General features: G+C 69.9%; 21 protein-coding genes, 1 tRNA gene and 1 pseudogene. 17 read left to right on the top strand and 6 right to left on the bottom strand.

The window, feature by feature from the left end; genetic code table 11:
- Nucleotides 1-72: 72 nt before the first annotated feature.
- Nucleotides 73-1,620 (bottom strand): potassium/proton antiporter, encoded by a 1,548-nt coding sequence (locus OG975_RS20195; protein ID WP_406336369.1) that lies wholly within the window; start codon nucleotides 1,618-1,620, stop codon nucleotides 73-75.
- Between the two features lie 225 nt (nucleotides 1,621-1,845).
- Between OG975_RS20195 and OG975_RS20190 the strand changes: the two genes are divergently transcribed.
- Nucleotides 1,846-4,602, top strand: a complete 2,757-nt coding sequence (locus tag OG975_RS20190) for a penicillin acylase family protein (RefSeq protein ID WP_406330685.1) — start codon at nucleotides 1,846-1,848, stop codon at nucleotides 4,600-4,602.
- A gap of 124 nt (nucleotides 4,603-4,726) precedes the next feature.
- Here OG975_RS20190 and OG975_RS20185 read toward each other — a convergent pair whose 3' ends face one another.
- Entirely contained in the window at nucleotides 4,727-5,302 is a 576-nt protein-coding gene (locus tag OG975_RS20185) for a 5-formyltetrahydrofolate cyclo-ligase (RefSeq protein ID WP_406330684.1), read from the bottom strand.
- Nucleotides 5,303-5,435: 133 nt separating this feature from the next.
- Between OG975_RS20185 and galU the strand changes: the two genes are divergently transcribed.
- The 9 genes from galU to OG975_RS20140 all read left to right on the top strand — a co-directional run bounded on the left by galU (nucleotide 5,436) and on the right by OG975_RS20140 (nucleotide 13,024).
- Nucleotides 5,436-6,338 (top strand): UTP--glucose-1-phosphate uridylyltransferase GalU, encoded by a 903-nt coding sequence (gene galU / locus OG975_RS20180; RefSeq protein WP_330305171.1) that lies wholly within the window; start codon nucleotides 5,436-5,438, stop codon nucleotides 6,336-6,338.
- A gap of 5 nt (nucleotides 6,339-6,343) precedes the next feature.
- Entirely contained in the window at nucleotides 6,344-7,666 is a 1,323-nt protein-coding gene (glp, locus tag OG975_RS20175; protein ID WP_406330683.1) for a gephyrin-like molybdotransferase Glp, read from the top strand.
- A gap of 117 nt (nucleotides 7,667-7,783) precedes the next feature.
- Nucleotides 7,784-8,263, top strand: coding sequence for a cyclic pyranopterin monophosphate synthase MoaC (moaC, locus tag OG975_RS20170; protein ID WP_327429384.1), 480 nt, complete (start codon nucleotides 7,784-7,786; stop codon nucleotides 8,261-8,263).
- On the top strand, nucleotides 8,260-8,772 hold the full coding sequence (locus OG975_RS20165; protein ID WP_406330682.1) for a molybdenum cofactor biosynthesis protein B: 513 nt from the start codon (nucleotides 8,260-8,262) through the stop codon (nucleotides 8,770-8,772). The genes moaC and OG975_RS20165 overlap by 4 nt, the downstream gene beginning before the upstream one ends.
- Before the next feature lie 23 nt (nucleotides 8,773-8,795).
- Entirely contained in the window at nucleotides 8,796-9,458 is a 663-nt protein-coding gene (locus OG975_RS20160; RefSeq protein ID WP_406336367.1) for a GNAT family N-acetyltransferase, read from the top strand.
- 173 nt (nucleotides 9,459-9,631) lie between these two features.
- Nucleotides 9,632-10,900, top strand: a complete 1,269-nt coding sequence (gene glpR, locus OG975_RS20155) for a gephyrin-like molybdotransferase receptor GlpR (protein ID WP_406330681.1) — start codon at nucleotides 9,632-9,634, stop codon at nucleotides 10,898-10,900.
- A 97-nt stretch (nucleotides 10,901-10,997) separates the two neighbouring features.
- Nucleotides 10,998-11,071 (top strand) — tRNA-Ala (locus OG975_RS20150).
- Between the two features lie 481 nt (nucleotides 11,072-11,552).
- Nucleotides 11,553-12,839 (top strand): MFS transporter, encoded by a 1,287-nt coding sequence (locus tag OG975_RS20145; RefSeq protein ID WP_406330680.1) that lies wholly within the window; start codon nucleotides 11,553-11,555, stop codon nucleotides 12,837-12,839.
- Nucleotides 12,836-13,024 carry a hypothetical protein gene (locus tag OG975_RS20140; RefSeq protein ID WP_330305166.1) on the top strand — a complete coding sequence of 63 codons (189 nt, stop codon included), beginning with the start codon at nucleotides 12,836-12,838 and terminating at the stop codon, nucleotides 13,022-13,024. Before OG975_RS20145 ends, OG975_RS20140 begins: the two co-directional genes overlap by 4 nt.
- Before the next feature lie 93 nt (nucleotides 13,025-13,117).
- Here OG975_RS20140 and OG975_RS20135 read toward each other — a convergent pair.
- Both OG975_RS20135 and OG975_RS20130 read right to left on the bottom strand, forming a co-directional pair.
- Nucleotides 13,118-13,210, bottom strand: a pseudogene (locus OG975_RS20135) (DUF1963 domain-containing protein); the annotation flags it as partial.
- A gap of 103 nt (nucleotides 13,211-13,313) precedes the next feature.
- Nucleotides 13,314-13,790 carry a GNAT family N-acetyltransferase gene (locus tag OG975_RS20130; protein WP_406330678.1) on the bottom strand — a complete coding sequence of 159 codons (477 nt, stop codon included), beginning with the start codon at nucleotides 13,788-13,790 and terminating at the stop codon, nucleotides 13,314-13,316.
- Nucleotides 13,791-13,872: 82 nt separating this feature from the next.
- Between OG975_RS20130 and OG975_RS20125 the strand changes: the two genes are divergently transcribed.
- Nucleotides 13,873-14,676 carry an exodeoxyribonuclease III gene (locus OG975_RS20125; RefSeq protein WP_406330677.1) on the top strand — a complete coding sequence of 268 codons (804 nt, stop codon included), beginning with the start codon at nucleotides 13,873-13,875 and terminating at the stop codon, nucleotides 14,674-14,676.
- A gap of 90 nt (nucleotides 14,677-14,766) precedes the next feature.
- Here OG975_RS20125 and OG975_RS20120 read toward each other — a convergent pair whose 3' ends face one another.
- Nucleotides 14,767-15,402 carry a MerR family transcriptional regulator gene (locus OG975_RS20120; protein ID WP_406336365.1) on the bottom strand — a complete coding sequence of 212 codons (636 nt, stop codon included), beginning with the start codon at nucleotides 15,400-15,402 and terminating at the stop codon, nucleotides 14,767-14,769.
- 253 nt (nucleotides 15,403-15,655) lie between these two features.
- Between OG975_RS20120 and OG975_RS20115 the strand changes: the two genes are divergently transcribed.
- The 4 genes from OG975_RS20115 to OG975_RS20100 all read left to right on the top strand — a co-directional run bounded on the left by OG975_RS20115 (nucleotide 15,656) and on the right by OG975_RS20100 (nucleotide 19,457).
- Nucleotides 15,656-17,236 (top strand): flavin-containing monooxygenase, encoded by a 1,581-nt coding sequence (locus tag OG975_RS20115; RefSeq protein ID WP_406330676.1) that lies wholly within the window; start codon nucleotides 15,656-15,658, stop codon nucleotides 17,234-17,236.
- Entirely contained in the window at nucleotides 17,233-18,195 is a 963-nt protein-coding gene (locus OG975_RS20110) for an alpha/beta fold hydrolase (protein ID WP_406330675.1), read from the top strand. Before OG975_RS20115 ends, OG975_RS20110 begins: the two co-directional genes overlap by 4 nt.
- Nucleotides 18,192-19,076 (top strand): SDR family oxidoreductase, encoded by an 885-nt coding sequence (locus OG975_RS20105; protein ID WP_381260517.1) that lies wholly within the window; start codon nucleotides 18,192-18,194, stop codon nucleotides 19,074-19,076. Before OG975_RS20110 ends, OG975_RS20105 begins: the two co-directional genes overlap by 4 nt.
- Nucleotides 19,077-19,187: 111 nt before the next feature.
- Nucleotides 19,188-19,457, top strand: a complete 270-nt coding sequence (locus OG975_RS20100) for a hypothetical protein (RefSeq protein ID WP_406330674.1) — start codon at nucleotides 19,188-19,190, stop codon at nucleotides 19,455-19,457.
- A 99-nt stretch (nucleotides 19,458-19,556) separates the two neighbouring features.
- Here OG975_RS20100 and OG975_RS20095 read toward each other — a convergent pair whose 3' ends face one another.
- Complete coding sequence (locus tag OG975_RS20095; RefSeq protein WP_406336363.1) at nucleotides 19,557-22,835, bottom strand: S41 family peptidase; 3,279 nt, start codon at nucleotides 22,833-22,835, stop codon at nucleotides 19,557-19,559.
- A 501-nt stretch (nucleotides 22,836-23,336) separates the two neighbouring features.
- Between OG975_RS20095 and OG975_RS20090 the strand changes: the two genes are divergently transcribed.
- Both OG975_RS20090 and OG975_RS20085 read left to right on the top strand, forming a co-directional pair.
- Nucleotides 23,337-23,924 (top strand): TetR/AcrR family transcriptional regulator, encoded by a 588-nt coding sequence (locus tag OG975_RS20090; protein WP_406330673.1) that lies wholly within the window; start codon nucleotides 23,337-23,339, stop codon nucleotides 23,922-23,924.
- A 146-nt stretch (nucleotides 23,925-24,070) separates the two neighbouring features.
- Nucleotides 24,071-26,287, top strand: coding sequence for an MMPL family transporter (locus tag OG975_RS20085; protein WP_406330672.1), 2,217 nt, complete (start codon nucleotides 24,071-24,073; stop codon nucleotides 26,285-26,287).
- Nucleotides 26,288-26,322: the final 35 nt, after the last annotated feature.

Here is a 26,322-nt window from a genome sequence, read left to right as displayed (position 1 = left end):
CAGGGAGGGCGGCGCCAGTGCCTGTGAAAACGAGCACCACAGCAGCGTTCGCCTGCGAATGCCCATCGCCCCTTAATGTCCCGTTTGCTGTCCCGTTCCGTTGCCCGACGTCCCCAGCCAGCCGGCCAGCTTGCCGCCCTGGCCCACCGCGCGGAGCCGCTTCTCCGCCGAGTCCCGGACCGGATCGGTGGCCACCACGAGCAGCTCGTCGCCGCGCCGCAGCACGGTCGTGGGCAGCGGTACGAAGGACTTCCCGTCGCGCACGACAAGCGTGACGGCGGCGCCCGCGGGCAGTCGCAGCTCGTTGACCTCGACGCCGTGCATGCGCGACCCCTCGGGGATCGCGACGGACAGCAGATGGCCGCGCAGCCGCTCCAGGGGTGCCGATTCGATGCCGAGGTCGGAGGCCCCCGCGGGCTCGCCCAGACGCAGTTTCCGGGCCAGCCAGGGCAGTGTGGGCCCCTGGACGAGGGTGTAGACGACGACCAGGACGAAGACGATGTTGAAAATCCGGCGGCTTTCCGCGATACCGCTCACCATCGGGATCGTCGCCAGGATGATGGGCACGGCGCCGCGCAGCCCTGCCCAGGACAACAGCGTCTGCTCCTGCCACGGAATACGGAACGGCAGCAGGCTGACGACGACGCTCAGTGGCCGCGCCACCATGGTCAGCACCAGGCCGATGACGAGCGCCGGCCAGATGTCGTCGCCCATCTCGTGCGGGGTGACCAGCAGGCCGAGCAGGACGAACATGCCGATCTGGGCGATCCAGCCGAGTCCTTCGGCGAAACCGCGCGTGGCGGGCCAGTGCGGCAGCTTCGCGTTGCCGAGCAGCATCGAGGCGAGATAGACGGCGAGGAAGCCGCTGCCGTGCGCCAGCGCTCCGGCGGCGTACGCGACGACCGCGATCGCCATCACGGCGATCGGGTAGAGGCCGGAGGCGGGCAACGCCACATGCCGCAGCCCGTACGAGCCGAGCCAGCCCACCGCGAGGCCGATGGCCGCGCCGATGGCCAGCTCCAGGGCTATCTCGCCCAGCAGCGCGTACCAGTGCTCGACAGGGCCCGCCGTGGAGAATGCGACGACGAGGATGACCACTGGAGCGTCGTTGAAGCCCGACTCGGCCTCCAGGATGCCCGTCACGCGCGCGGGGAGGGGGATTTTCCGCAGCACCGAGAAGACCGCCGCCGCGTCCGTCGAGGACACCACCGCCCCGATGATGAGCGCCTGCCGCCACTCGAGACCGATCAGATAGTGGGCCCCCGCGGCCGTGACACCGACGCTCACCGCGATACCGACCAGCGCCAGCGAGGAGGCGGCCGGAAGCGCCGGCTTGATCTCCTTCCACTTCGTGCCCAGACCGCCCTCGGCCAGGATCACGACCAGGGCCGCGTACCCGATGACCTGGGTCAGCTCGGCATTGTTGAAGTGGACGTCGCCGATCCCGTCCTGGCCCATAGCGACGCCGATGCCCAGGTACACGAGCAGCGTGGGGAGCCCGCTGCGCGAAGAGACCCGGACCGCTGCCACCGCGACGAGCAGGACGAGCGAGCACACGAGCAGGAGCTGGTTGAGGTGGTGGACAGTCAGTGGCCGTTCCCTTCTCGCCAATCCGGGCACGGGATCCGAACACGTCGATCCGAACACCGGACATTGGTACGTCAGTCCAAGTACTTCGTTACCTTACCTAACTCTTGACGCTTTCTTGACACTCCAGTGGGCAAGATCGAACTCTCGTGCGCTCGGGTACCCCACTCCGCGTCAAGGCGCGTTGGGCCCTGCGCCTATGGTTGCTCCAGCACTCCAGGACCGCCTGCCGCTCGCGTTAGGACAGCAAGGACAGCGATGCCCCCCAACACCACCGCCTCTTCCGGCCAAAAGCCCGGCAAGTCCGGCAGGAAGAAGGGGCGCAAAGCCCGACTGTTCTTGATTGTCCTGGTTCTTGCGATCATCGGAGGCGTCGCCTTCGGCGCGTACTGGAGCATCAGCACCGTGCGCGCCTCGTTCCCGCAGACCAAGGGTTCGATCACGCTCGACGGGCTGTCGGGGCCCGTCGACGTCAAGCGCGACGGCTACGGGATCCCGCAGGTCTACGCCTCGTCCGACGAGGACCTGTTCATGGCGCAGGGCTTCGTCCAGGCGCAGGACCGGTTCTACGAGATGGACGTGCGCCGCCACATGACCTCGGGCCGACTGTCCGAGATGTTCGGCAAGAGCCAGGTCAAGAACGACGAGTTCCTGCGCACCCTGGGCTGGGACCGGGTCGCGAAGAAGGAGTACGACACCAAGCTGTCGGCCTCCACTAAGAAGTACCTCCAGGCGTACGCCAAGGGAGTCAACGCCTACCTGAAGGGCAAGGACGGCAAGGACATCTCCCTGGAGTATGCGGCCCTTGGTTTCACCAACGACTACAAGCCACAGGAGTGGACCCCGGTCGACTCGGTGGCCTGGCTCAAGGCGATGGCCTGGGACCTGCGCGGCAACATGCAGGAGGAGATCGACCGCTCGCTGATGACGAGCCGTCTCGGCCCGAAGCAGATCGCCGACCTCTACCCGGAGTACCCGTACAGCCGGAACAAGACGATCGTCCAGGAGGGCGAGTACGACAGCGTCACCGGGTCGTACGTCCGGGGCAGCTCCAGCACCGCCTCCACGACGTCCACGGCGGGCACCGGGCTCACGGACAACGCCACGGCGCCCTCCAGCCTGCAGAGCCAGTTGTCGGGGCTCTACGACGTCCTCGACGACCTCCCCACGGCCGTCGGCGTGAATGGCAACGGCATCGGCTCCAACTCCTGGGTCGTCGACGGCGACCACACCATCACCGGCAAGCCCCTGCTGGCCAACGACCCGCACCTGTCGGCCTCGCTGCCGTCGGTCTGGTACCAGATGGGCCTGCACTGCCGCACCGTCTCCACCAAGTGCCAGTACGACGTCTCCGGCTACACCTTCGCGGGCATGCCCGGCGTGGTCATCGGCCACAACCAGGACATCGCCTGGGGCATGACCAACTCCGGGGTCGATGTCACCGACCTCTACCTGGAGAAGCTCACCGGCGAGGGCTACCAGTACGACGGCAGGGTCGTGCCCTTCACGACCCGCAAGGAGACGATCAAGATCGCGGGCGCCGCGTCCAAGAAGATCGTCGTCCGGGAGACCAACAACGGCCCTCTGCTGTCCGACCGCGACGACGAGCTCGTCAAGGTCGGCAAGAAGGCCACCGTCGACACCGCGGCGCCCGACCGGGGCGACGGCTACGGCATCTCGCTGCGCTGGACCGCGCTGGACCCGGGCAACTCCATGGACGCCGTCTTCGAGATGGACAAGGCGTCGAACTGGACCGAGTTCCGCAAGGCGTCCGCGTCCTTCGACGTGCCCTCCCAGAACCTGGTCTACGCCGACACCGAGGGCAACATCGGCTACCAGCTCCCGGGCAGGATCCCCACCCGCGGCGAGGGCGACGGCTCGCTCCCGTCACCGGGCTGGGACTCCAAGTACAACTGGACCGGCTTCATCAAGCAGGCCGAGCTGCCCTACGAGTACAACCCCAAGCGCGGCTACATCGTGACCGCCAACCAGGCCGTCGTCGACAAGGACAAGTACCCCTACACGCTCACCACGGACTGGGGCTACGGCACGCGCAGCCAGCGGATCACCGACCTGATCGAGTCGAAGATCAAGGGCGGCGGCAAGATCTCGACCGACGACATGCGCCAGATGCAGCTCGACAACAGCAGCGAGATCGCCAAGCTGATCGTGCCCAAGCTGCTCAAGATCGACGTCGACGACAAGAACGTCCGCGAGGCGCAGAAGCTCCTCGAGGGCTGGGACTACACCCAGGACGCCGACTCCGCGGCGGCCGCGTACTTCAACGCGACCTGGCGCAACATCCTCAAGCTCGCCTTCGGCAACAAGCTGCCCAAGGAGCTGCGGGTCAAGGGCCAGTGCGTGTACGTCGACCCGGTCGACACCACCGGTCCGGTGGACGACGACGGCAACAAGGTCCGCGAGTGCGGCCAGCGCGACGCGGACCAGGCGCAGCCGGACGGCGGCGACCGCTGGTTCGAGGTCGTCCGCAAGATCATCGACGACCCGAAGAACGACTGGTGGTCGGCGCCCAAGACGCGCACCGACCTCGCGGTCACCGATCGCGACGGGCTGTTCGAGCGGGCCATGAAGGACGCCCGCTGGGAGCTGACCGCCAAGCTCGGCAAGGACATCGACACCTGGAGCTGGGGCCGGCTGCACCGCCTGTTCCTGAAGAACCAGACCCTGGGCACCGACGGCCCCGCGTTCCTGAAGTACATGCTCAACCGCGGTCCCTGGAAGCTCAGCGGCGGCGAGGCGACGGTCAACGCGACCGGCTGGAACGCGGCGGGCGGCTACGGAGTGGTCTGGGTGCCGTCCATGCGGATGGTGGTCAACCTCGGGGACCTCGACAAGTCCAAGTGGATCAACCTCTCCGGCGCCTCCGGGCACGCCTACAGCGCCCACTACACCGACCAGACGGACAAGTGGGCCAAGGGTGAACTGCTGCCTTGGGCCTTCTCGGAGAAGGCCGTCGACAAGAAGACGAGCGACACACTGGTCCTGAAGCCGTGACGCTCCGACGGTCCTGTGACGTCAGGAAGCACTGAGGCCGAGGCCTCGTGAAAGTGGCCCTCCACGCGCGTGCGTGGAGGGCCACTTCGCGTGTACGGAGTGGCGCGCGTATGCGGGGCGGGCGTCAGCGGAAGCGGCGCACGCCGGAGGGGGTCACCACCGCGTGGATGGGGCGGTCGTGCGCCTCCTCGGGCACCCGCTCGACGACCTCGGCGTCGTACAGGAGCACCACCAGCGCGGGATCGGCTCCCGCGCGCTCCAGACGGGCCAGTACGCGGTCGTACGAGCCCCCGCCGCGCCCCAGGCGCATGCCGCGCGCGTCGACGGCGAGACCGGGCAGCAGGACGGCGTCGGCGTCCTGGACGGCCTCCGGTCCCAGCCGCGCGCCCGCCGGCTCCAAGAGGGCCATCTTTCCGCCGTGTTGGACGCGTACGAGGGAGCCTGCCCCGGCGTACGCGCCCCAGTCCAGGTCGTTGTCCGCCATCAGGACCGGCAGCAGTACGCGTACCCCGCGCGCGAGGAGCGCGTCCAGGAGCGCGAGGGTGCCGGGCTCGCTCCCGACGGAGACGTACGCCGCCACTGTGCGCGCGTGCGCCAGTTCGGGCAGCTCCAGGGCGCGTGCGGCGAGAGCCGCGGCCGTTTTCCGCACGTCATCGGCCGTCAACCCGTTTCTCACCGCAAGGAATCCTCGCCGCAACATTCGCTTGTCAGGCTCTGGTTCACGTCCGAGGTCGCTCACAGGATGCTCCCGTACTCTTCCTAATGCGCTCATATGAGAGCGAATTAACCGGAGCCACATGTTCCACACATAGCCACCGGATATGGTTGCGGGCATGACTGAGTCGCACCCCAGGATCAGCAAGGCTGTCATCCCCGCAGCAGGTCTCGGCACCCGGTTCCTGCCGGCTACCAAAGCCACTCCCAAGGAGATGCTGCCGGTCGTCGACAAGCCGGCGATCCAGTACGTGGTCGAAGAGGCCGTGTCGGCGGGTCTTGACGACGTCCTGATGATCACCGGCCGCAACAAGCGCCCCCTCGAGGACCACTTCGACCGCAACTACGAGCTCGAATCGGCCCTTCAGAAGAAGGGCGACGCCGACCGGCTCGCCAAGGTCCAGGAATCCAGCGACCTCGCCACCATGCACTACGTGCGTCAGGGCGACCCCAGGGGCCTCGGGCACGCCATCCTGTGCGCGGCTCCGCACGTCGGCCACGAGCCCTTCGCGGTGCTCCTCGGCGACGACCTGATCGACCCGCGCGACCCCCTGCTCGCGCGCATGATCGAGGTTCAGGAGCAGTACGGCGGCAGCGTCATCGCGCTCATGGAGGTCGCGCCCGAGCAGATCCACCTCTACGGGTGCGCCGCCGTCGAACCCACCGGCGAGGGCGACCTCGTCAAGGTGACGGACCTGGTCGAGAAGCCGGACGCCGCGGACGCGCCCAGCAACTACGCGATCATCGGGCGCTACGTCCTCGACCCGCACATTTTCGACATACTGCGCAAGACCGAGCCGGGCCGCGGCGGTGAGATCCAGATCACCGACGCCCTCCAGCAGCTCGCCAGTGACGAGAAGGTCGGCGGCCCCGTGCACGGTGTCGTCTTCAAGGGCCGCCGCTATGACACCGGGGACCGTGGCGACTATCTGCGTGCCATTGTCAGACTCGCGTGCGAACGTGAAGACCTGGGCCCGGACTTCCGGGCCTGGCTTCGCAGTTACGTAGCCGAGGAGATGTAGGGACTTTGAGCAGCGCCGCGACCCGCGCCACCGGCCAGGATCACCTCTGGTCGGTGGACGATCACCTGGAGGACATCCTCGCGACCGTCCGCCCCCTCGAACCCATCGAGCTGCAACTCCTCGACGCCCAGGGCTGCGTCCTGGTCGAGGACGTCACGGTGCCGGTCTCTCTGCCGCCGTTCGACAACAGCTCGATGGACGGGTACGCGGTCCGGGTCGCCGATGTCGCGGGCGCGAGCGAGGAGTACCCGGCCGTCCTGACGGTCGTCGGCGATGTGGCGGCCGGCCAGGCCGAGCAGCCCTACGTGGGCCCCGGCCAGGCCGCCCGCATCATGACCGGTGCCCCGCTGCCGCCCGGCGCCGAGGCCGTCGTGCCCGTGGAGTGGACCGACGGCGGCCTGGGCGAGGGCCCGGTCTCCGGGATGCGCGCCCGCAGCACCGCCCCCGAGGGTGCCTCCGGCCAGGTACAGGTCCACCGCCCGGCGCAGGCACGCGCGCACGTGCGCGCGAAGGGCAGCGATGTGAAGGCCGGCGACCGCGCCCTCGAAGCCGGCACGATCCTCGGCCCGCCGCAGATCGGCCTGCTCGCCGCGATCGGCCGCGGCACCGTACGCGTGCGCCCGCGCCCGCGCGTAGTCGTCATGTCCACCGGCAGCGAACTCGTCCAGCCCGACGAGGAGTTGGGCACCGGCCAGATCTACGACTCCAACAGCTTCGCCCTCTGCGCGGCCGCCCGCGACGCCGGGGCCATCGCCTACCGCGTGGGCGCGGTCGCCGACGACGCCGAGACGCTCCGCTCCACCATCGAGGACCAGCTCATCCGCGCGGACATGCTGGTCACGACGGGTGGCGTGAGTGTCGGCGCGTACGACGTCGTCAAGGAGGCGCTGTCCTCCGTGGGTGACGAGGACGAAGCGGGCAGCGGCATCGAGTTCCGCAAGCTCGCCATGCAGCCCGGCAAGCCCCAGGGCTTCGGCACCATCGGCCCCGACCACACCCCGCTGCTCGCGCTCCCGGGCAACCCGGTGTCGTCGTACGTCTCCTTCGAGCTGTTCGTGCGCCCCGCGATCCGCGCCCTGATGGGCCTGAAGGACGTCCACCGGCCCACGACCAGGGCGACGCTGAACGCGGACAAGGCGCTGACCTCGCCCGCGGGCCGTCGGCAGTTCCTGCGGGGGACGTACGCGGACGGCGAGGTGACGCCCGTCGGCGGCGCCGGATCCCACCTGGTCGCGGCCCTCGCGCACGCCGACGCGCTGATCGTCGTCCCCGAGGACGACACGTCGGTCGAGCCCGGCGCGGAGGTCGAGGTGGTCCTGCTCGGCTGAGCGGCCGGGCCGGAAGGAGCCTGCTCCGCTGGACACCCCGAGTTGGCGGTACCGTGTCGCGCACAACAGGCCCACGCGCCGCAACGCGACGGGCCCTGACCGGGAGCGGCCACGCACATGAGCACGCAGGACCGACTGACGCACATCGACGAAGCGGGCGCCGCCCGCATGGTCGACGTATCCGGGAAGGACGTGACCGCGCGCACCGCCCGCGCCAGCGGCCGCGTCCTGGTCTCACCTCGTGTGGTCGAGCTGCTGCGCGGCGAGGGGGTCCCCAAGGGCGATGCCCTCGCCACCGCGCGCATCGCGGGCATCATGGGAGCCAAGCGCACGCCGGACCTGATCCCGCTGTGCCACCCGTTGTCGGTGTCGGGTGTCAAGATTGATCTGTCGGTCGCGGACGACGCCGTCGAAATCCTCGCCACCGTGAAGACCACTGACCGTACGGGCGTCGAGATGGAAGCCCTCACCGCGGTCAGCGTGGCGGCCCTCACCGTGATCGACATGGTCAAGGCGGTTGACAAGGGGGCGGTCATCACGGACGTACGGGTGGAAGAGAAGACAGGCGGGAAGTCGGGCGACTGGAGCCGGGCATGACGGCATCGTCTTATCGCGCCCTGGTGGTCACGGCCTCCAACCGGGCCGCCGCGGGTGTCTACGAGGACAAGGGCGGGCCCTTGATCGCCGAGGGGCTGGCGAAGTTCGGCTTCGCGGTCGACGGGCCCCAGGTCGTCCGCGACGGCGACCCGGTGGAGGCCGCCCTGCGCGCGGGCGCCGACGCCGGATACGACGTCATCGTGACCACCGGCGGCACCGGGATCTCGCCCACCGACCGGACGCCGGAGGCGACGCGGCGGGTGCTCGACCACGAGGTGCCGGGCATTCCCGAGGCCATCAGGGCGTTCGGAAGAGAGAAGGTGCCGACGGCGGCGCTGTCCCGGGGGCTCGCCGGAGTCGCGGGACGGACGCTGATCGTCAACCTGCCGGGCTCCACCGGCGGGGTGAAGGACGGCCTGGCCGTTCTGGAGCCCCTACTGATCCACGCCGTCGACCAGATCCGCGGCGGCGACCACCCCAGACCCAGCGGCAATGGGGGTGCGAGCTGAACAGCCCATCCTGGCCCGTCGAGCTGGTGGACGGCGATGTCGTCCTCCGGCCCATAAAGGTGCGCGATCAGCGGGCCTGGCGCGAGGTGAACCGGCGCAACCGGGACTGGCTGCGGCCGTGGGAGGCGACCATCCCGCCGCCCACGCCCAGCGGCCCGATCGCGCACCGGCCCACCTACCGCCAGATGGTCCGGCATCTGCGTGCCGAGGCCAACGCGGGCCGGATGCTGCCCTTCGTGATCGAGTACCAGGGGCGGCTCGTCGGGCAACTGACGGTCGCCGGCATCACCTGGGGATCGATGTGCTCCGGGCACGTCGGCTACTGGGTGGACCAGTCGGTCGCGGGCCGCGGAGTGATGCCGACAGCCGTGGCGCTGGTGACCGACCACTGCTTCCGCACCGTCGGACTGCACCGCATCGAAGTCTGTATTCGCCCCGAGAACGGGCCCAGCCGCAGGGTCGTGGAGAAACTCGGATTCCGCGAGGAAGGGCTTCGTCCACGCTATCTCCACATCGACGGGGCCTGGCGCGACCATCTCGTCTTCGCGCTCACCGCCGAAGAGGTGCCCGAAGGACTGCTCGGACGCTGGCGCCGGGCGCGCTCGTCGCAGACGCGCTCGGAGCAGGTGGGATCGGAGCAAGCCGGCTCGCAGAACTCGAGCAAGCCCGGCAACGCCGGTAAATGAAATAGGTGTTCGAAATTGATCGGTCGGCGATCGCCTCGGGGCATTAAATTCGCGGTCCCGACGGCCTGCTGATCACATCGGTCACAAAAAAAGCTCGAAATATCAGCCAGATCGTGCGACACACCGGCGCAATTGGCAGATGGCCTCACGCAAACCCCTCTACCGTGTGAGGCGTGAGCAGCAGCGGCCTCATCTACGCAGTCATCGTCGGGGCCTGGGCCGCCTACTTGGTGCCGATGTGGCTCCGTAGGCAGGACGAGCTGAACGAAGCCCGTCCGACGGAACGCTTCAGCACCGCCATCCGGCTGCTGTCCGGACGGGCGGGTATGGAGCGTCGATACGCCAAGGACCTGCGGGCGCGCTCCGCCGACGAGGGGGAGTCCAGCGCCGACCCGGACGGCGTCACCGATTCGGTGGACGTCCGGGCCTTCGCCATGCCCCCGACCCGGCCCCAGGCGCAGGCCCAGCACCGGCCGCACGTGCAGGAGCGGGTTCAGCCGCCGGCGCCGGCACAGCCGGAGCCGGCGCCCCAGGCGGCCGTCAGACAGGGGGGCGCGCACGAGGCCCCGGGCGCCGCCAGGCCCGTACCGCAGCAGTCGGCGAAGCCGGCGCCGAAGCCGTCGGCCAAGTCCGCGCCCCAAGCGCCCTCCAGCTCCGCGTCCCGGCAGGTGCCGGGCGCGCGGCGTGAGTCTTCGGCGGAGGCCGCAGCGCGCGCCCGGCGCTCGAAGGTGCTCGCGCGCCGGCGGCGTACGACGGTGATGATCTTCCTCGCCTTCACGCTCGGCGCGATCGTGGCGGCCGTGGGCGGGCTCGCGTTCCTGTGGGCCCCCGGCGTGCCCGCCGTGATGCTGAGCGCGTACATCGTGTACCTGCGCGCCCAGGAGAAGCGGCGCTTCACCTACACCATGGACCGGCGCCGGGCCGAGGCCGCGGCGCAGCGGCTGCGTGAGCGGCAGCCGCGCCGGCGCCCGACCCTCGACCCCGGGGCCGACGAGCCGGACGAGGGACCAGAGCCGGAGACCGACCCCGGCCTCTCCGCGCTCGCGGCCGACCGCCGCGCGCTCGTCGAGCAGACCGACCACGCGGAGTGGGTCGACCAGCAGCGCGAGCGCCAGCGCGGGCCCGGCCGGGGCGACAGCTGGGATCCGGTGCCGGTTCCGCTGCCGACGTACGTGACCGCGCCGGTCGCGCCCCGGGCCACGCCCAGCGTCGACCTGGGGGCGCCCGACACGTGGAGCTCCGCGCGGTCCAGCGCCGTGGAGCCGAGTGCGCCGGAGGCGGACATGGTCGCCGAGGAGCAGCCCGACGGTGCGGAGACCGCCGACGACGGTCGCAGTGACGCGCGTCGCGCCGCGTCCGCCCGGCGCGCCCGCGAGCGCGGTCGCACGCCGCTCTTCGACCAGTACGAGGACGGGGGACGGCCGCGCGCGGCCAACGAGTGACGGGTGGGGCGACGGAGGCCCGGGAGCCCCTGGCTGACCAGCCAGGAACGGATTTCCGAGCACCTCGGTGAGGATGCTAGAGTTTCTCTCGTTGCAAGGGCCTGTGGCGCAGTCCGGTAGCGCACCTCGTTCGCATCGAGGGGGCCAGGGGTTCGAATCCCCTCAGGTCCACGCAGCAGCTGTTCTTGAGTTAGCTCGGGGACAGTTGACGAGATCCCGTCCGATCTTTTGATCGGGCGGGATCTTTGGTTTTCCTGGGCTTGTTCGCGCCGGAGGCGTGCGGCGGTGCGTCGAGTCGGCGGGAGTAATGAGGCGGTACGCGCGCGTGGACCGCGTACGGCCATTCTGCTCGGACAGGCGCAGGGGAACGTATCCAACTCCTCGGTGTGAAGGCAGTGTCAGTGCCGTCCGGCAGGATGCGTCGCATGCGCTGCGCGCGATACACCACGGATGCTCGGCACGTCGCCTACAGCCAGTACTGCCTCCAGCGCGACGACTTCGTGTGGTCGCCGGTGCTCCACCGGCAAGTTGGGCCCCTTGCGCCCGTTGCCCGCCAAAGACCGGCGGTTACGCGTCACTTCGATCGTGGAGCGGTGCCTCGGAAGGCATGCACTGCACTAGGGTCCTCGCCGCGCCGAGCACAAGGGAGACGATGAAGACCGGGGCAGATGTAACGACGATCCGTACGGCGCCGCTCAGGGTCGCGGCCTTCCGGCGATTCGTGCTGGCGAATCTGATCTCGGCCACCGGATCCGCCATGGCTCCCCTGGCACTGGCCTACTCCGTGATCGAGCAGGGCGGGGGAACGGGGGCCCTCGGCGTGGTGCTCGCTACGAACACCGTCCCCACGATCGCCTTCCTCCTCGCGGGCGGAGTCCTCGCGGACCGTCTGTCCCGCAGCCGGATCCTGTTCCTCGGCAACCTGCTGGCAGCCGCCGCGCAGGGCGTACTGGCCGCGATCGTGGCCACCGGCCACGCGACGACAGCCTCCATTGCCGTCTGCGGTTTCGCCTCGGGAACCGCCGTGGCCTTCACCGTGCCCGCCGCCCAGGGTGCCGTCGCCCAGATCGTTCCCACGGAGCAGCTGCAACAGGCCAATGCCCTGCTCAGACTCCCGAGCAACGCCATCAGGGTGCTCGGCCCCGTGATCGGTGGACTCGTCGTGGCAGTCGGCGGCCCGTCCTGGGCGCTGGCCTGGGACGCACTCACCTTCGTCGCCGCGGCCCTCCTGCTGCTCGGCCTGCGCCTGGACGCTCCCTTCACCCCCGGCAGCGCGCTGGGCGATCTGCGGGCAGGATGGACCGGCTTCTGGTCGCGCACCTGGCTGTGGACCTACACGGCCGCCGGAACCGTTCTCGTCGCCGCCTGGCTGGCGGGCTTCCAGCTCCTTGGGCCCGTCGTGGCCGCCGAACGGTACGGCGGCGCGCGTGACTGGGGGCTGGTTCAGGCGGCCTTCGCTGCCGGGCTGCTGGCCGGGACACTGGTGTGCCTGCGCTGGAGGCCGTACCGGCTGCTGGCCGTGGCGGTCGTGGCCAGTTCGGCGCTGCTCCTTCCCCTGACCGCGTTGGGATGGGGCCTGCCACTGCCCGGAGTGCTCCTGGCCGCCCTGCTCGCGGGCGTCGGGCTCGACGTCGCGATCGTCGCGTGGACCACCGCCTTCCAGCAGCACGTGCCCCAAGCCGAAATGGGGCGCATGAGCGCGTTCAACAGCGTGGGGGAGCGCCTCGCGATCCCCCTCGGCTACCTCATCACCGCTCTCGCGGCCCACACCTGGGACAACCGGACCGTGCTCATGGCGTGCGCGGGACTCATCGCCGCCGCTGCCGTCCTCAACCTCTGCGTCCCGGACGTCTACCGCGTCAACCGCCTCACGGGAAATGATCAGGCCGGCACCGGGAAGCGAGCGCCTACGGTGGAAGCCGAGGAGGGGGGACCGTGAGCAGGAGACGTTACGTGGCCAGAGGGGTGCCGGGTGGGTATCGGATCTGGGACAACACGGGGCGCCGATGGTGGGGCGATCTCTATGAGCTCTGTCCTGACGAGTTGCTGACCGAGCTCAACGGGGCGGCGCGCAGCGAGAGGATCACGGCTCTCCTCAAGCGTTACCGGGCACAGAAGCGGTAGTTGCCGAGCAGCGATGGCTGCAGTTGCCGAGCAAGGACGGCCTGTCGAGTGTGGGACGGCCCGTCGAGCTTGGGACGGGCCGGCGCGCGGTCATCAGGAGCACTGCCAGGTGAACAGCGCCCGGTCGGAACGGCGTTCGGCCAGGTCCTGCGGGCGGATCAGCCAGTACAGGGTTCCGCCGTCGTTCCACGCCTTCCGACCGCTGCTCGTGCGCGCCGCCTGCCGTCCGCTGCTCGTACCTGCCGCCCGTGCCCGCTGCTACGGCGCGATGGGGGCTGCTACCGACCCACTAGAGCGCCTTGGCGTAACAGAGGCTCAGTTCGTGGAAGCGGTAGTGGCCGAACTTACGGCAGGGCTCGTAGCCGCTCGACGCGTAGAGGGCGACCGCCTCGGGCTGCTTGGAGCCGGTCTCCAGGACCATGCGGGTGCGGCCGGCCGTGCGGGCGTCGGTCTCCAGGGTGGCGAGCATGCGCCGGGCGAGGCCGAGACCGCGGGCCTCGGGTATCACGTACATGCGCTTGAGCTCGGCGTCGCCGTCCGAGTACCCCTCGTCGTTCTCATCCTGGGTGCGCCAGCCGCCCGTGGCTACGGGGCGGTCCTGCTCGTCGTACGCGATGAGGTAGAGGCCGAGTGGTGGGGCGAACATCGACGCGTCGAGGGGCGTGGCGTCGCCCTCGTCCTCGTAGCGCTCGGCGTATTCGGCCTGCACCTGGTCGTTGAGCTTGACGGCGTCGGGGTGGTCGAACGGGACCGAGTGGATATTCATGCAGATAACCGTACATCTATGCGTTGGGTTGGTGGTAGTGATCGAGTTCTGATCGGCGGTACCGATTAAGTATCGTGCCCGAGTGCTGACTGTGACCTCTGTGAATGTGAACGGGCTCCGGGCCGCCGCGAAGAAGGGCTTCGTGGAGTGGCTCGCGGGGACCTCCGCGGACGTGCTGTGCCTCCAGGAGGTGCGGGCCGAGCCCGGGCAGCTCCCCGAGGATGTGCGGGCGCCCGAGGAGTGGCATGTCGTGCACGCTCCCGCTGCCGCCAAGGGGCGCGCGGGGGTCTCGCTGTACACCCGGCGTGAGCCGGATCGCGTGCGAGTCGGGTTCGGGTCGGAGGAGTTCGACTCCAGTGGGCGCTACGTGGAGGCCGATCTGCCCGGTGTCACCGTCGCCAGTCTCTATCTGCCCTCCGGTGAGGTCGGGACCGAGCGGCAGGACGAGAAGGTTCGGTTCATGGGGGAGTTCCTCGCCCACCTGAAGGGGCTGCGCGAGCGGGCCGCCGCCGACGGGCGTGAGGTCGTCGTGTGTGGTGACTGGAACATTGCCCATCAGGAGGCCGACCTGAAGAACTGGCGCGGCAACAAGAAGAACTCCGGCTTCCTGCCCGAGGAGCGGGCGTGGATGGGCCAGGTCTTCGACGAAGGTGACGGCGGCTACGTCGATGTCGTGCGCGCCCTGCACCCGGACGCCGAAGGGCCGTATTCGTGGTGGTCGTACCGCGGGCGGGCCTTCGACAACGACACTGGCTGGCGCATCGACTACCAGGTCGCCACGCCGGGGCTCGCGGGCAAGGCGGTCAAGGGGTTCGTGGAGCGCGCGGCGACGCACGGGGAGCGCTGGTCCGACCATGCGCCCGTGACTGTCGTCTACGACCTGTGAGCCCGTCGCTCTCGCTGATCCCGTAGCCGTGTCGGTCTACGACCGGTGATCCCACCGGCGATCCCAGCGCTGCCGGTCGCCTGGATCGGCCTATGACGGGTGATCCCGGTGATCCCGTAGGTGTCGGTCCAGCGCCATCGACAGTTCCGCCTCCACCACGCTCTTCGCGAGCGGGCGCAGGCGCTGGAGGTCCTCGGCCGTGCGGTCCTCGGCGAGGACGAGGGTGGTGAAGAGTTCGGCGAGCGCGTCGGCGTGATCACGTACGCGCCGGGCGGTCGTCAGGACGTCCGCGAGCGGGATGCCCTCGCGGACCAGGGCGGCCGAGACGTCGAGCAGGCGCCGGCTGATGTGGACGATCTCGCCGCCGTCGGTGGCGAGGTAGCCGAGATCGAGGGCGGCGGCGAGGTTCTCCGGCGTCGCCTGGCCCGCGAAGACGTCGGCGAGTTCCTCGGGGGAGATGCGGACGGGGGTCTCCTCGGTGGGTTCGCCCAGGCCGAGCAGTTCGCCCACGTCGCGGCCGTGGTCGAAGGCCTCGGCGAGCTCGGCGATGCCGCTGAGGGTGTGGCCGCGTTCCAGGAGCGCAGAGATCGTGCGCAGGCGCGTCAGGTGCGTGTCGTCGTACCAGGCGATACGGCCCTCGCGCCGGGGTGGCGGGATGAGTTTGCGCTCCCGGTAGAAGCGCAGGGTGCGCACGGTGATGCCGGCCTCCTCGGCCAGCTCCTCCATCCGGTACTCGCGCTTGCCGGGCTCCGGTGCACTGCCGTGCTCGCGCGCCCCCGCGCTCTGGTCGCGCGCCCCGCTCGCGCGCCCCCGCGCCTTCGCGCCCCGCTTTCCTGATCCCTCGGCCACGTGCGCACCCTACGTCGTACCCCCGGTAACTTTCCCGGTCGCGACCCCTACCCATCAGTACGCGGCTGCTCTACTCTCCCCATTGCGCCAGTGTTCACTGGCAGGGTCGTGCGGCTAGGGAGGCGTCGGGATGACCGAGCACGAGCATGTACGAGTGGCGGTGATCGGGTCCGGCTTCGGCGGTCTGGGGGCCGCCGTGCGGCTGCGCCGTGAAGGGGTCACCGACTTCGTCGTCCTGGAGCGAGCCGACAGCGTGGGCGGCACGTGGCGGGACAACAGCTACCCCGGGTGCGCCTGCGACGTACCGTCCCACTTGTACTCGTTCTCGTTCGCGCCCAACCCCGACTGGCCGCGCACCTTCTCCGGGCAGGAGCACATCCGCGCGTACCTGGAGCACGTCGCGGACGTCTTCCGGTTGCGGTCGCACCTGCGCTTCAACTCCGAGGTCAAGATGATGACCTGGGACGCGGAGAAGCTGCGCTGGGGGATCGAGACCAGTAGCGGGTTCCTCACGGCGGATGTGGTCGTCTCCGCCACCGGGCCGCTGTCCGACCCCAAGATCCCGGACATCCCGGGGATCGACACCTTCCCCGGCAAGGTCTTCCACTCGGCGCGCTGGGACCACGACTACGACCTGCGCGGAAAGCGCGTCGCGATGATCGGCACGGGGGCCTCGGCCATCCAGATCGTGCCGTCGATCCAGCCGGACGTCGACAGGCTGACCCTCTTCCAGCGCACTCCGCCATGGGTGATGCCGCGCGTCGACCGGGCCATCAGCGGGGCCGAGCGGTGGCTGCACCGGCAGCTGCCGTTCACGACGCAGGCGCGGCGCGGACTCCTGTGGGGCATCCGGGAGTTGCAGGTCCAGGCGTTCACCAAGCGGCCCAACGAGCTCGGCATGGTCGAGCAGCTGGCCAAGCGGAACATGGCGCGCGCCGTCAAGGACCCGGCGCTGAGGGCCAAGCTCACGCCGGACTACCGGATCGGCTGCAAGCGGATCCTGCTGTCCAACACGTACTACCCGGCGCTCACCCGGCCGAATGTCGACGTGGTGGCCTCCGGGCTCGCCGAGATCGACGGCTCCACCCTTGTCGCCGCCGACGGCAGCACCGCCGAGGTCGACGCGATCGTCTTCGGTACGGGCTTCCATGTCACCGACATGCCGATCGCGGAGCGGGTCGTCGGGGCGGAGGGCAAGACGCTCGCCGAGGCGTGGCGGACCGGCATGAAGTCGCTGCGCGGCGCCACCGCGGCCGGCTTCCCCAACTGGATGACGATCATCGGGCCCAACACCGGTCTCGGGAACTCGTCGATGATCCTGATGATCGAGTCCCAGCTCAACTACATGGCCGACTTCGTGAGGCAGTTGGACGTGCTCGGGGCGCGCGCTGCCCTCGACGCGCGCCCCCGCGCCGTGGACGCCTGGAACCACAAGGTGCAGGAGCGCATGGAGCGCACGGTGTGGAACACCGGCGGCTGCAACAGCTGGTACCTCGACGCCAACGGAGTGAACACCACCGTCTGGCCGGGCACGACGAGCGAGTTCCGCACGGCCACACGGCGTGTGGACCTCGGGGAGTACGAGGTGTTGCGCGCGCCGGAGCCCGCAAGCGAGTCCGCAGCCGAGTCCGCAACCGAGCCCGCAACCGAGTCCGCGTCCTCGTCGCGGACGAAGAACACGCGTAAGAAGAAGGCGGAGGCCGGGGCATGAGCCGACTGATGCATGTGGCGCACGGGGCGTACGCGCCGCCTGCGCCGGCGCGCGAGCTGACCGTAGTCTCCGCCGACGGCGCGCGTCTGCACGTCGAGGTGCACGGGCCCGAGAACGCGCCCCCCGTCGTCCTCGCGCACGGCTGGACCTGCTCGACCGCCTTCTGGGCGGCGCAGATACGGGACCTGGCCGCCGACCACCGGGTCATCGCGTACGACCAGCGCGGACACGGGCGCAGTCCCGCGAGCGCCACGTGCAGCACGGAGGCGCTCGCCGACGACCTGGAGGCGGTGCTCGCCGCGACGCTCGCGCCGGGTGAGAAGGCTGTGCTCGTGGGGCACTCCATGGGTGGGATGACGCTCATGGCGGCCTCGACGAGGGCGCGTTTCCGGGAGCACGCGGCGGCCGCGCTGCTGTGCAGTACGGGGAGCTCGCGGTTGGTCGCGGAGGCGCGTGTGGTGCCGTTGCGCGCTGGGCGGCTGCGGACCCGTATCACCAAGTCCGTGCTCGGATCGCGCGCCCCGCTCGGGCCGGTCACACCGCTCGCCCGGCGGATCCTCAAGTACGCGACCATGGGCCCCGGTTCGTCGCCCGGGATGGTGGAGGCGTGCGCGCGGATCGTGCACGCCTGTCCGCGCAAGGTGCGCCACGCCTGGTCGGTCGTCCTGGAGATGCTCGATCTCGATCACGGCGTACGGGAGTTGAAGGTGCCGACGGCGGTCGTCGTGGGGACGGCGGACCGGTTGACGCCCGTCGTGCACGCGCGCGCCCTCGTGGCGGCGCTGCCGCAGTGTGTCGGTGTCACCGAGTTGCCGGGGCTCGGGCACATGACGCCGGTGGAGGCGCCCGAGCTCGTGACCTCCCGCATACGCGAACTCGTCACCACGTACACGCACGCCGCCCGGACGGAAGAAGCCGCAGCGGCCGCACAAGCCGTAGAGATCAAGGAGGGCGCATGAGCAGGGTGAGCCTGGAAGGGCAGGTCGCGGTTGTCACGGGGGCGGCGCGCGGTGTCGGCGAGCTCCTGGCGCGCAAGCTGTCCGCGCGGGGCGCGAAGGTAGCGCTCGTCGGACTGGAGGCGGACGCGCTCAAGCAGGTATCGGAGCGGCTGCACAGCGACAGCGACCACTGGTACGCCGATGTCACCGACCACGAGGCGATGGCGCGGGTCGCCGAGGAGGTCAAGCAGCGGTTCGGGAAGGTCGACATCGTCGTCGCGAACGCCGGGGTCGCCAGCGGTGGGCCGTTCGTCGACTCCGACCCCGTCGCCTGGCGGCGGGTGATCGAGGTGAATCTGATCGGGTCGGCGGTGACGGCGCGGGCGTTTCTGCCGGCGCTGATGGAGAGCCGGGGCTACTTGCTCCAGATCGCGTCGCTGGCCGCGATCACTCCCGCTCCCATGATGACGGCGTACTGCGCGTCCAAGTCGGGCGTGGAGGCGTACGCGCACAGTCTGCGCGCCGAGGTCGGCTACAAGGGCGTGCGCGTCGGGGTCGGGTATCTGTCGTGGACCGACACGGACATGGTGCGCGGCGCCGACCAGGACGAGGTGATGCGCGAGTTGAGGGAGCGGCTGCCGTGGCCGTCCAACAAGACGTATCCGCTGGGGCCGGCCGTCGACCGGATCGTGGCGGGGATCGAGCGGCGATCGAGTCATGTGTACGCGCAGTGGTGGCTGCGGGGGATGCAGGGCGTCCGTGGCTATCTGCCCGGGATCATCGGGGCGGTCGGGCAGCGGGAGATGCGACGGTTCGAGCCTCGGCTGGCGAGTGTGCGTACCGGGTTGGTCGGGGCCGGTGGGGCGGCCGATGAGCAGGAGCGGCAAGGGTCGTCGCAGTGAAGTGATCCGTTGTCGCTCACGGTGAGTTACTGATCGAAATGCGTGCTCTGTCCCTGCGTGTAAGTCTGGTCGAGCCCCGATCCCCCTCACCCACAACGGGAGTGAAATCTCATGGGCATGCAGGACCAGTTCAAGGACAAGGCCGAGCAGCTGAAGCAGCAGGCCAAGAAGAAGAAGATGGGCGACCCCAAGGGCGAGCGCACCCCCAAGGGCGAGCGCACCCCCCAGGGCGAGCGCACCCCGCAGGGCGAGCGCACCCCCCAGGGTGAGCGCACCCCCCAGGGTGAGCGCACTCCGCAGGGTCGTGACCGTGCCATGCAGGACACGGAGCGCACTCAGCGTGAGGCCCAGGAGCGCTTCGACCAGGACTACGACGTCTGATCGTTGCACTTGGCTTGCGCCGGAGTGGGGCGCCCTCTCTCAAGAGGGCGCCCCACTTCTTGCTGTTGCTGTTGCTGTTACCGCTCTTTTCCGGATCGGCTAACCCGCCGTCCTCGGTGGCAGTTTCGGTCGAGTCCTGTCCGGGACGTACGAGTAGTCCGGAGGAGACGCGGCCGGCTGGGTGCTCAGCAGGTCCAGGGCCAGCTGAACCGCGTCGTCGAGCTGGGCGTGGCGGCCCTCCGCCCAGTCCAGGGGGGTGCGGAGGATCTCCAAGTCCGGGGAGACGCCGCGGTTTTCGACGGTCCAGCCGTACGCGTCGAACCAGGCCGCGTTCATGGGGACCGTGATCACCGTGCCGTCGCCGAGGCGGTGGCGGCCGGTCATGCCGACGACGCCGCCCCAGGTGCGCTGGCCGACGACCGGGCCGAGTTTCAGAAGCTTGAAGGCGGCCGTGATCATGTCGCCGTCCGACGACGTCGCCTCGTCCGCGAGGGCGACCACCGGGCCGCGCGGCGCGTTCGACGCGTATGACACCGGCTGGGCGTTGCGTGTCAGGTCCCAGCCCAGGATCTTGCGGGTCAGCTTCTCGACGACGAGCTCGCTGATGTGGCCGCCCGCGTTGCCGCGCACGTCGACGATCAGTGCGGGGCGCGAGACCTCCATGCGCAGGTCGCGGTTGAACTGCGCCCAGCCCGAGCCGCCCATGTCCGGGATGTGCAGGTAGCCGCAGTGGCCGCCGCTCAACTTCCGTACGACTTCGCGGCGTTTGGCCACCCAGTCCTGGTACCGCAGTGGCCGTTCGTCGATCAGCGGGACCACCGCCACCCGCCTCGACGGGCCCTCGCCCTCCGCCGGGGTGAACGTCAGCTCCACCGTCGTACCGCCCGCGCCCGCCAGCAACGGGTACGGGCCCGTGACCGGGTGCACCGGACGCCCGTCGACGTGGGTGAGCACCGCGCCCTCGCGGATCCCCGTACCGGCCAGGGGGGAGCGGGCCTTGGAGTCGGACGAGTCGCCGGGGAGGATCCGCTTGAGCATCCAACTGCCGTCACGGCGAACCAGGTTGGCGCCCAGCAGGCCCTGCCAGCGCTGATAGTGGGCCGGGCCCTCGTTGCGGCGTGCCGGGGTGACGTACGCGTGCGATGTGCCCAGTTCGCCCACCACCTCGCGCAGCAGGTCCGCGAACTCGTCCGGCGAGGCGACCCGTTCGACCAGCGGCCGGTACTGCTCAAGGACCGCGTCCCAGTCGATGCCGCACATGTCGGGTTCCCAGTAGTAGGCGCGGATGATGCGGCCGGCCTCCGCGTACGCCTGGCGCCATTCGGCGGGCGGGTCCACCTCGTGGATGATGCGGCGCAGGTCGATCCAGACGGTCGAGTCGCTGTCGCCGGACTCGGTGGAGGGGACGGCGCGCAGGTCGCCCTCGTCCACGACCACCAGCCGGGATCCGTCGCCGCTGATCGCGAACCAGTCCAGATGCGCGACGAGTTCGGACTTCTTCGCCTTGGTGATGTTGAAGAACTCCAGCGTCGGCCGCCCGGTCGTGTCGTCGGGATTGGCGAAGGTCTCGCCCAGCGCGCCCGAGATCGGCCAGCGCAGCCAGACCAGACCGCCGCCCGCGACCGGGTGGAGCGCCGAGTACTTGGAAGCGGTGACCGGGAAGGGCGTCACCCGGCTCTCCAGGCCTTCGAGTTCGACGGTCGCGGCGCCGCCGTCCTCGCCCGCCTCCTCCTCGACCGGGTCCAGACCGCCGGCGACCGGACGCCCGTCGGGGTTCAGGGCGAAGGGGGAGGGGGTCGCGGAGGACAGCGGCACCAGGTACGGGCGGCAGCCCAGCGGGAAGGACAGGTCCCCGGTGTGCACGTCGTACACCGGGTCGAAGCCGCGCCAGGACAGGAAGGCCAGATACCGGCCGTCCCGCGTGAACACCGGGTTCTCGTCCTCGAAGCGCCCGTTGGTGACGTCGACGATCAGGCGGTCCTTTATCCGCGCCATCTTGATCTGCCTGAGCGACCGCCCGATGCCCGGATGCGACCACGTCAGCCACGCTCCGTCCGGCGAGAAGGCGAGATCACGCACCGGCCCGTTGATGGACCGAATGAGCTCCGTGACCTCCCCTCCCCCGGACTCCGTCCGGGAGCTGCCCCCAGACTCCGTCCGGGAGGTGCCCCCAGACTCCTCCGTCGTGTCGAGGAGGAGCAGCCGCCCGTCGTTCGCGGCGATCGCGAGGCGCTCGCCCTGTGGGTCCGACACCAGTTCCTGTACGCGGCCGAGCTCACCGGAGGCGAGGCGGCGCGGTGCGCGGTCGCCGGTCGCGCGCGGGAGGTAGGCGATCTCGACGGCGTCCTCGCCCTCCGCGTCCGTGACGTAGGCGACCTGACCGCCCGAGCCGAGCATCTCGGGGAGCCGGACGCGTACGCCCGGGGTGTCCGTGATGGTGCGCGCGGGCCCGTCCCGGTGCGTGAGCCAGTACAGACTGCCGCGTACGACGACGGCGCTGGCCCGGCCCGTCTCGTCGACCGAGATCCCGTCGATGTGCTGGGTCGCCGGCACCTGGTACGTACGGCGTCCCGCACGCGGCCCGCCGAGCCGCACGTCGAGACGGCGCGGGACCGACTGCGGGGACAGGTCGTCGACGATCCACAGGTCGCCCGCGCACTGGTAGACGACACGGGTGCCGTCCGACGAGGCATGGCGTGCGTAGAAGGCGTCGTGGTCGGTGTGGCGGCGCAGGTCGGAGCCGTCGTACGCGCACGAGTACAGGTTTCCGATGCCCTCGTGGTCGGAGAGGAAGGCGATCCGGCCGCCGACGAACATGGGGGAGTCGAGATGGCCGTCGAGGTCGGAGACCAACTGCTGCCCGTGCAGCCAGAGCCGGCCCGTGGCCCCGCCCCGGTACCGCTTCCAGGCGGCCGGTTCGTGCGGCGGGGTGCCGGTGAGCAGCAGGGTCTTGCGCTCGCCGTCGATGTCGGTGGTCGCGATGTGCGAGACCGGGCCCCAGGGGAGCTTGCCGCCGGGGTCGCCGTCGGTGGGGACCTTGTAGGCCCAGGTGAAGTACGAGAAGGGCTGACCGTGCGAGGCGACGGCGAGGATGTCGCCGTCGGGGGACCAGCCGCAGACCTGGGTGTCCGCGCTGCCCCAGTAGGTGAGCCGCTTGCCGGGACCGCCGTCCACCGGCGCCACATGGATCTCCGGCACGAAGCTGCGCCAGCTCGTGTACGCGATGTGGCGGCCGTCGGGCGAGAAGCGCGGGTGGCCGACCTTGGTGCGGTCCACGGTGACCCGCCAGGCGCGGCCCGGCCCGTCGAGGGGGGCCACCCACAGATCGTCCTCGGCCGCGAAGCAGAGCAGGTCGCCGCTGAGGTGCGGGAAGCGCAGGTATCCGGGCGCGCCACTGCCGGTGGCCGCCTGGCCGCCGGCCGCCCGGGCCGTGGTCGCCTGGCTTGCCGCTTCCCGGTCCGTGCTCGATTCCCGGTCGGTGCTCGCCTCCCGGTCCGCACTCGCCTTCCGGTCCGTCGTCTCCCGATCCGCCGTCGTCCTGTCCGTGGTCGCCCCGTCCGTGCCCGTCCGACCCGTCGTCGCCCTGTCCGTGGTCGTCCGGTCCGTCGTCGGCTTGCCCTTGGTCGCCTTCTCGTACTCGTCGCTCACCTCCTCATGCTTTTCCGCTCAGCGACCCCCGGCAACTTGTGAATCGCCGCCAACGGCAGCTCGTGAAGCCAACGGCAGCTCGTGAAGCCACCGGCAGCTTGTGAAAACGTTCGCGTGACACAAGACACGTACGAAACGGTTTCGTTTCGTTTCTTCTCAGGGTATCTTCAGAGTCGTACGAAGCCGTGTCGTCCGGAGTAGAAGAATCCGGAGCAGAAGAAGGTGAGTGGGATGGCTGAAGCCGCAACGGTGCGTCGCAGTCGGATCACGCCCGAGCGCGAGGCCGAGCTGTACACGGCCGTGCTCGACCTGCTCCGGGAAGTCGGCTACGACGCCCTGACTATGGACGCGGTCGCCGCCCGCACCAAGTCCAGCAAGGCCACCCTCTACCGCCAGTGGGGCGGCAAGGCCGAGCTCGTCGCCAAGGCGATCCGGCACCAGAAGCCGTCCGCCGTTGGTGTCGACACCGGGTCCCTGCGGGGAGACTTCCACGCGATGGTGCGGCGCGAGGACGACTGCCACATGGAACAGAACTCCGCGCTGATGCGGGGTCTGGCCACGGCCGTGCACGGGAACCCCGACCTCCTGCGCGCCTTCCGGGAGTTGATCATCGAGCCGGAGCAGGAGGAGCTGCGCGCGATGCTCCAGCGCGCCGTCGACCGGGGTGAGATCCGTCCGGACAACCCTGCCAAGGATTTCGTGCTGCACATGCTGGTCGGCGCCTTCGCGGTCCGCAGCCTCATCGACCAACAGCCGCCGACCCAGGCCTTCCTCACCTCGTACATCGACGCCGTGATCCTCCCCGCTCTCGGCGCCTGAAACCTCAACCCCTCAAAGTCCTCAGCACATCCCTGTAATTGCACCTGACGCGACCGCTCACGTCGTCGGGCTGATCCCCCCTGCCCCCACTCGGGTGATCACGCCAGCCCCTGCCATCCACACGACCTGACCGGGAGTTCGCCCTCGTGGCCACGTTCCTCTACAAACTCGGCCGACTCGCCTTCAGGCGACGGCACTTCGTCGCCCTGATCTGGGTGGCACTGCTGACGCTCGCGGGTGTCGGCGCCGCCTCCGCGCCCACCGCGGGCTCGTCCTCCTTCTCGATCCCCGGCACCGAGGCGCAGAAGGCCTTCGACCTGCTGGAACAGCGCTTCCCCGGCATGAGTGCCGACGGAGCGACCGCGCGCGTCGTCTTCAAGGCGCCCAGCGGCGAGAAGATGGCGGACAAGGCCAACAAGGCCGCCGTCAAGAAGACCGTCAAGGCGCTCGGCGACGGCTCCGAAGTCACGTCCGTCACCGACCCGTTCAAGGCGAACGCCGTCAGCAAGGACGGCTCGGTCGCCTATGCCTCGGTGAAGTACAAGGTCTCCGGGATGGAGTTGCAGGACTCCTCGAAGGACGCCCTGAAGGAGGCCGCGCAGGACGCGCGGGCATCCGGGCTGACCGTCGAGGTGGGCGGTGACGCGCTCACGGCGACGCCCGAGACCGGATCCTCCGAGGTCATCGGTATCGCGATCGCCGCGGTCGTCCTCGTCATCACCTTCGGTTCGCTGATCGCGGCCGGGCTGCCGCTGCTGACCGCGCTGATCGGCGTGGGCATCGGCGTCTCCACCATCACCGCCCTGGCCAACGCGCTCGACCTCGGCACCACCACCTCCACGCTCGCGATGATGATCGGCCTCGCGGTCGGCATCGACTACGCGCTGTTCATCGTCTCCCGCTACCGCGCCGAACTGGCCGAAGGGCGCGAACGCGAGGAAGCGGCCGGACGGGCCGTCGGCACGGCGGGCTCCGCGGTGGTCTTCGCCGGTCTGACCGTCGTGATCGCGCTGGTCGGCCTCTCGGTCGTCAACATCCCGATGCTGACGAAGATGGGTGTCGCGGCGGCGGGCACGGTCGCCATCGCCGTACTCATCGCCCTGACGATGATCCCGGCCCTGCTCGGATACGCGGGCCGCAAGGTCCAGCCCGCCGGCCAGAAGAGCAAGTTGCTCGGCGGCGGCCGCGCCGCCAAGAACGCCGGCAAGCCCAACATGGGCACCCGCTGGGCCAGCTTCGTGGTCCGCCGTCCGCTCGCCGTCCTGCTGCTCGGCGTGGTGGGCCTGGGCGCGGCCGCGCTCCCGGCGAGCTCGCTCGAACTGGGCCTGCCCGACGACGGTTCGCAGCCGGTGTCGACCACGCAGCGCCGCGCGTACGACCTGCTGTCGGACGGCTTCGGGCCCGGCTTCAACGGTCCGCTGATGGTCGTCGTCGACGCCAAGGCGAGCGACGACCCGAAGGGCGCCGCCACCGAGGTGTCCGACAAGATCAAGGACCTCAAGGGCGTCGTGACGGTCACCCCGGCGGCGTTCAACAAGGCCGGCGACACCGCGACGATCACCGTCATCCCGGACTCCAAGCCGTCCAGCGTCAAGACCGAGGACCTGGTCCACGGCATCCGTGACGCGGGCGGCGGCATCAAGACGGACACCGACGCCACCGTGCTGGTCACCGGCACCACGGCGATGAACATCGACTTCTCGCAGAAGCTCAACGACGCGCTGGTCCCGTATCTCGCGCTGGTGGTCGGCCTGGCCTTCCTGCTCCTGATCGTGGTCTTCCGCTCGATCCTGGTCCCGCTGAAGGCGGCCCTCGGCTTCCTGCTCTCGGTGATGGCCGCGCTCGGCGCCGTCGTCGCGGTCTTCCAGTGGGGCTGGCTGTCCGGCCTGTTCGGCGTCGAGGAGACCGGCCCGATCATGTCGATGATGCCGATCTTCATGGTGGGTGTCGTCTTCGGTCTCGCCATGGACTACGAGGTCTTCCTCGTGACCCGGATGCGCGAGGCGTACGTCCACGGCGAGAAGCCCAGCCAGGCGATCGTGACCGGCTTCAAGCACGGCGCGCGGGTCGTCACGGCGGCGGCCGTCATCATGATCGCGGTGTTCTCCGGCTTCATCGGCTCCAGCGAGTCGATGATCAAGATGATCGGCTTCGGCCTCGCGATCGCCGTCTTCTTCGACGCGTTCCTCGTGCGCATGGCGATCGTCCCGGCCGTCCTGGCGCTGCTCGGCAAGAAGGCCTGGTGGCTGCCGAAGTGGCTGGACCGCGCCCTGCCGAACGTGGACGTCGAGGGTGAGGGCCTGCGCGCGCTGGACGCGAAGCGGAAGGACGAGGACGACGACCGGGAGCTGGCCCGCGTCTAGGTCCTCCAGGTCCTCGGACCAGGGCTGATCCGAAG

Origin of the sequence: Streptomyces sp. NBC_00203, assembly GCF_045206325.1 — a bacterium.
Classification (GTDB): domain Bacteria; phylum Actinomycetota; class Actinomycetes; order Streptomycetales; family Streptomycetaceae; genus Streptomyces; species Streptomyces lutosisoli.
The sequence above is the reverse complement of the archived record's forward strand: the minus strand, read 5'-3'. Positions and strand labels throughout refer to the sequence as shown.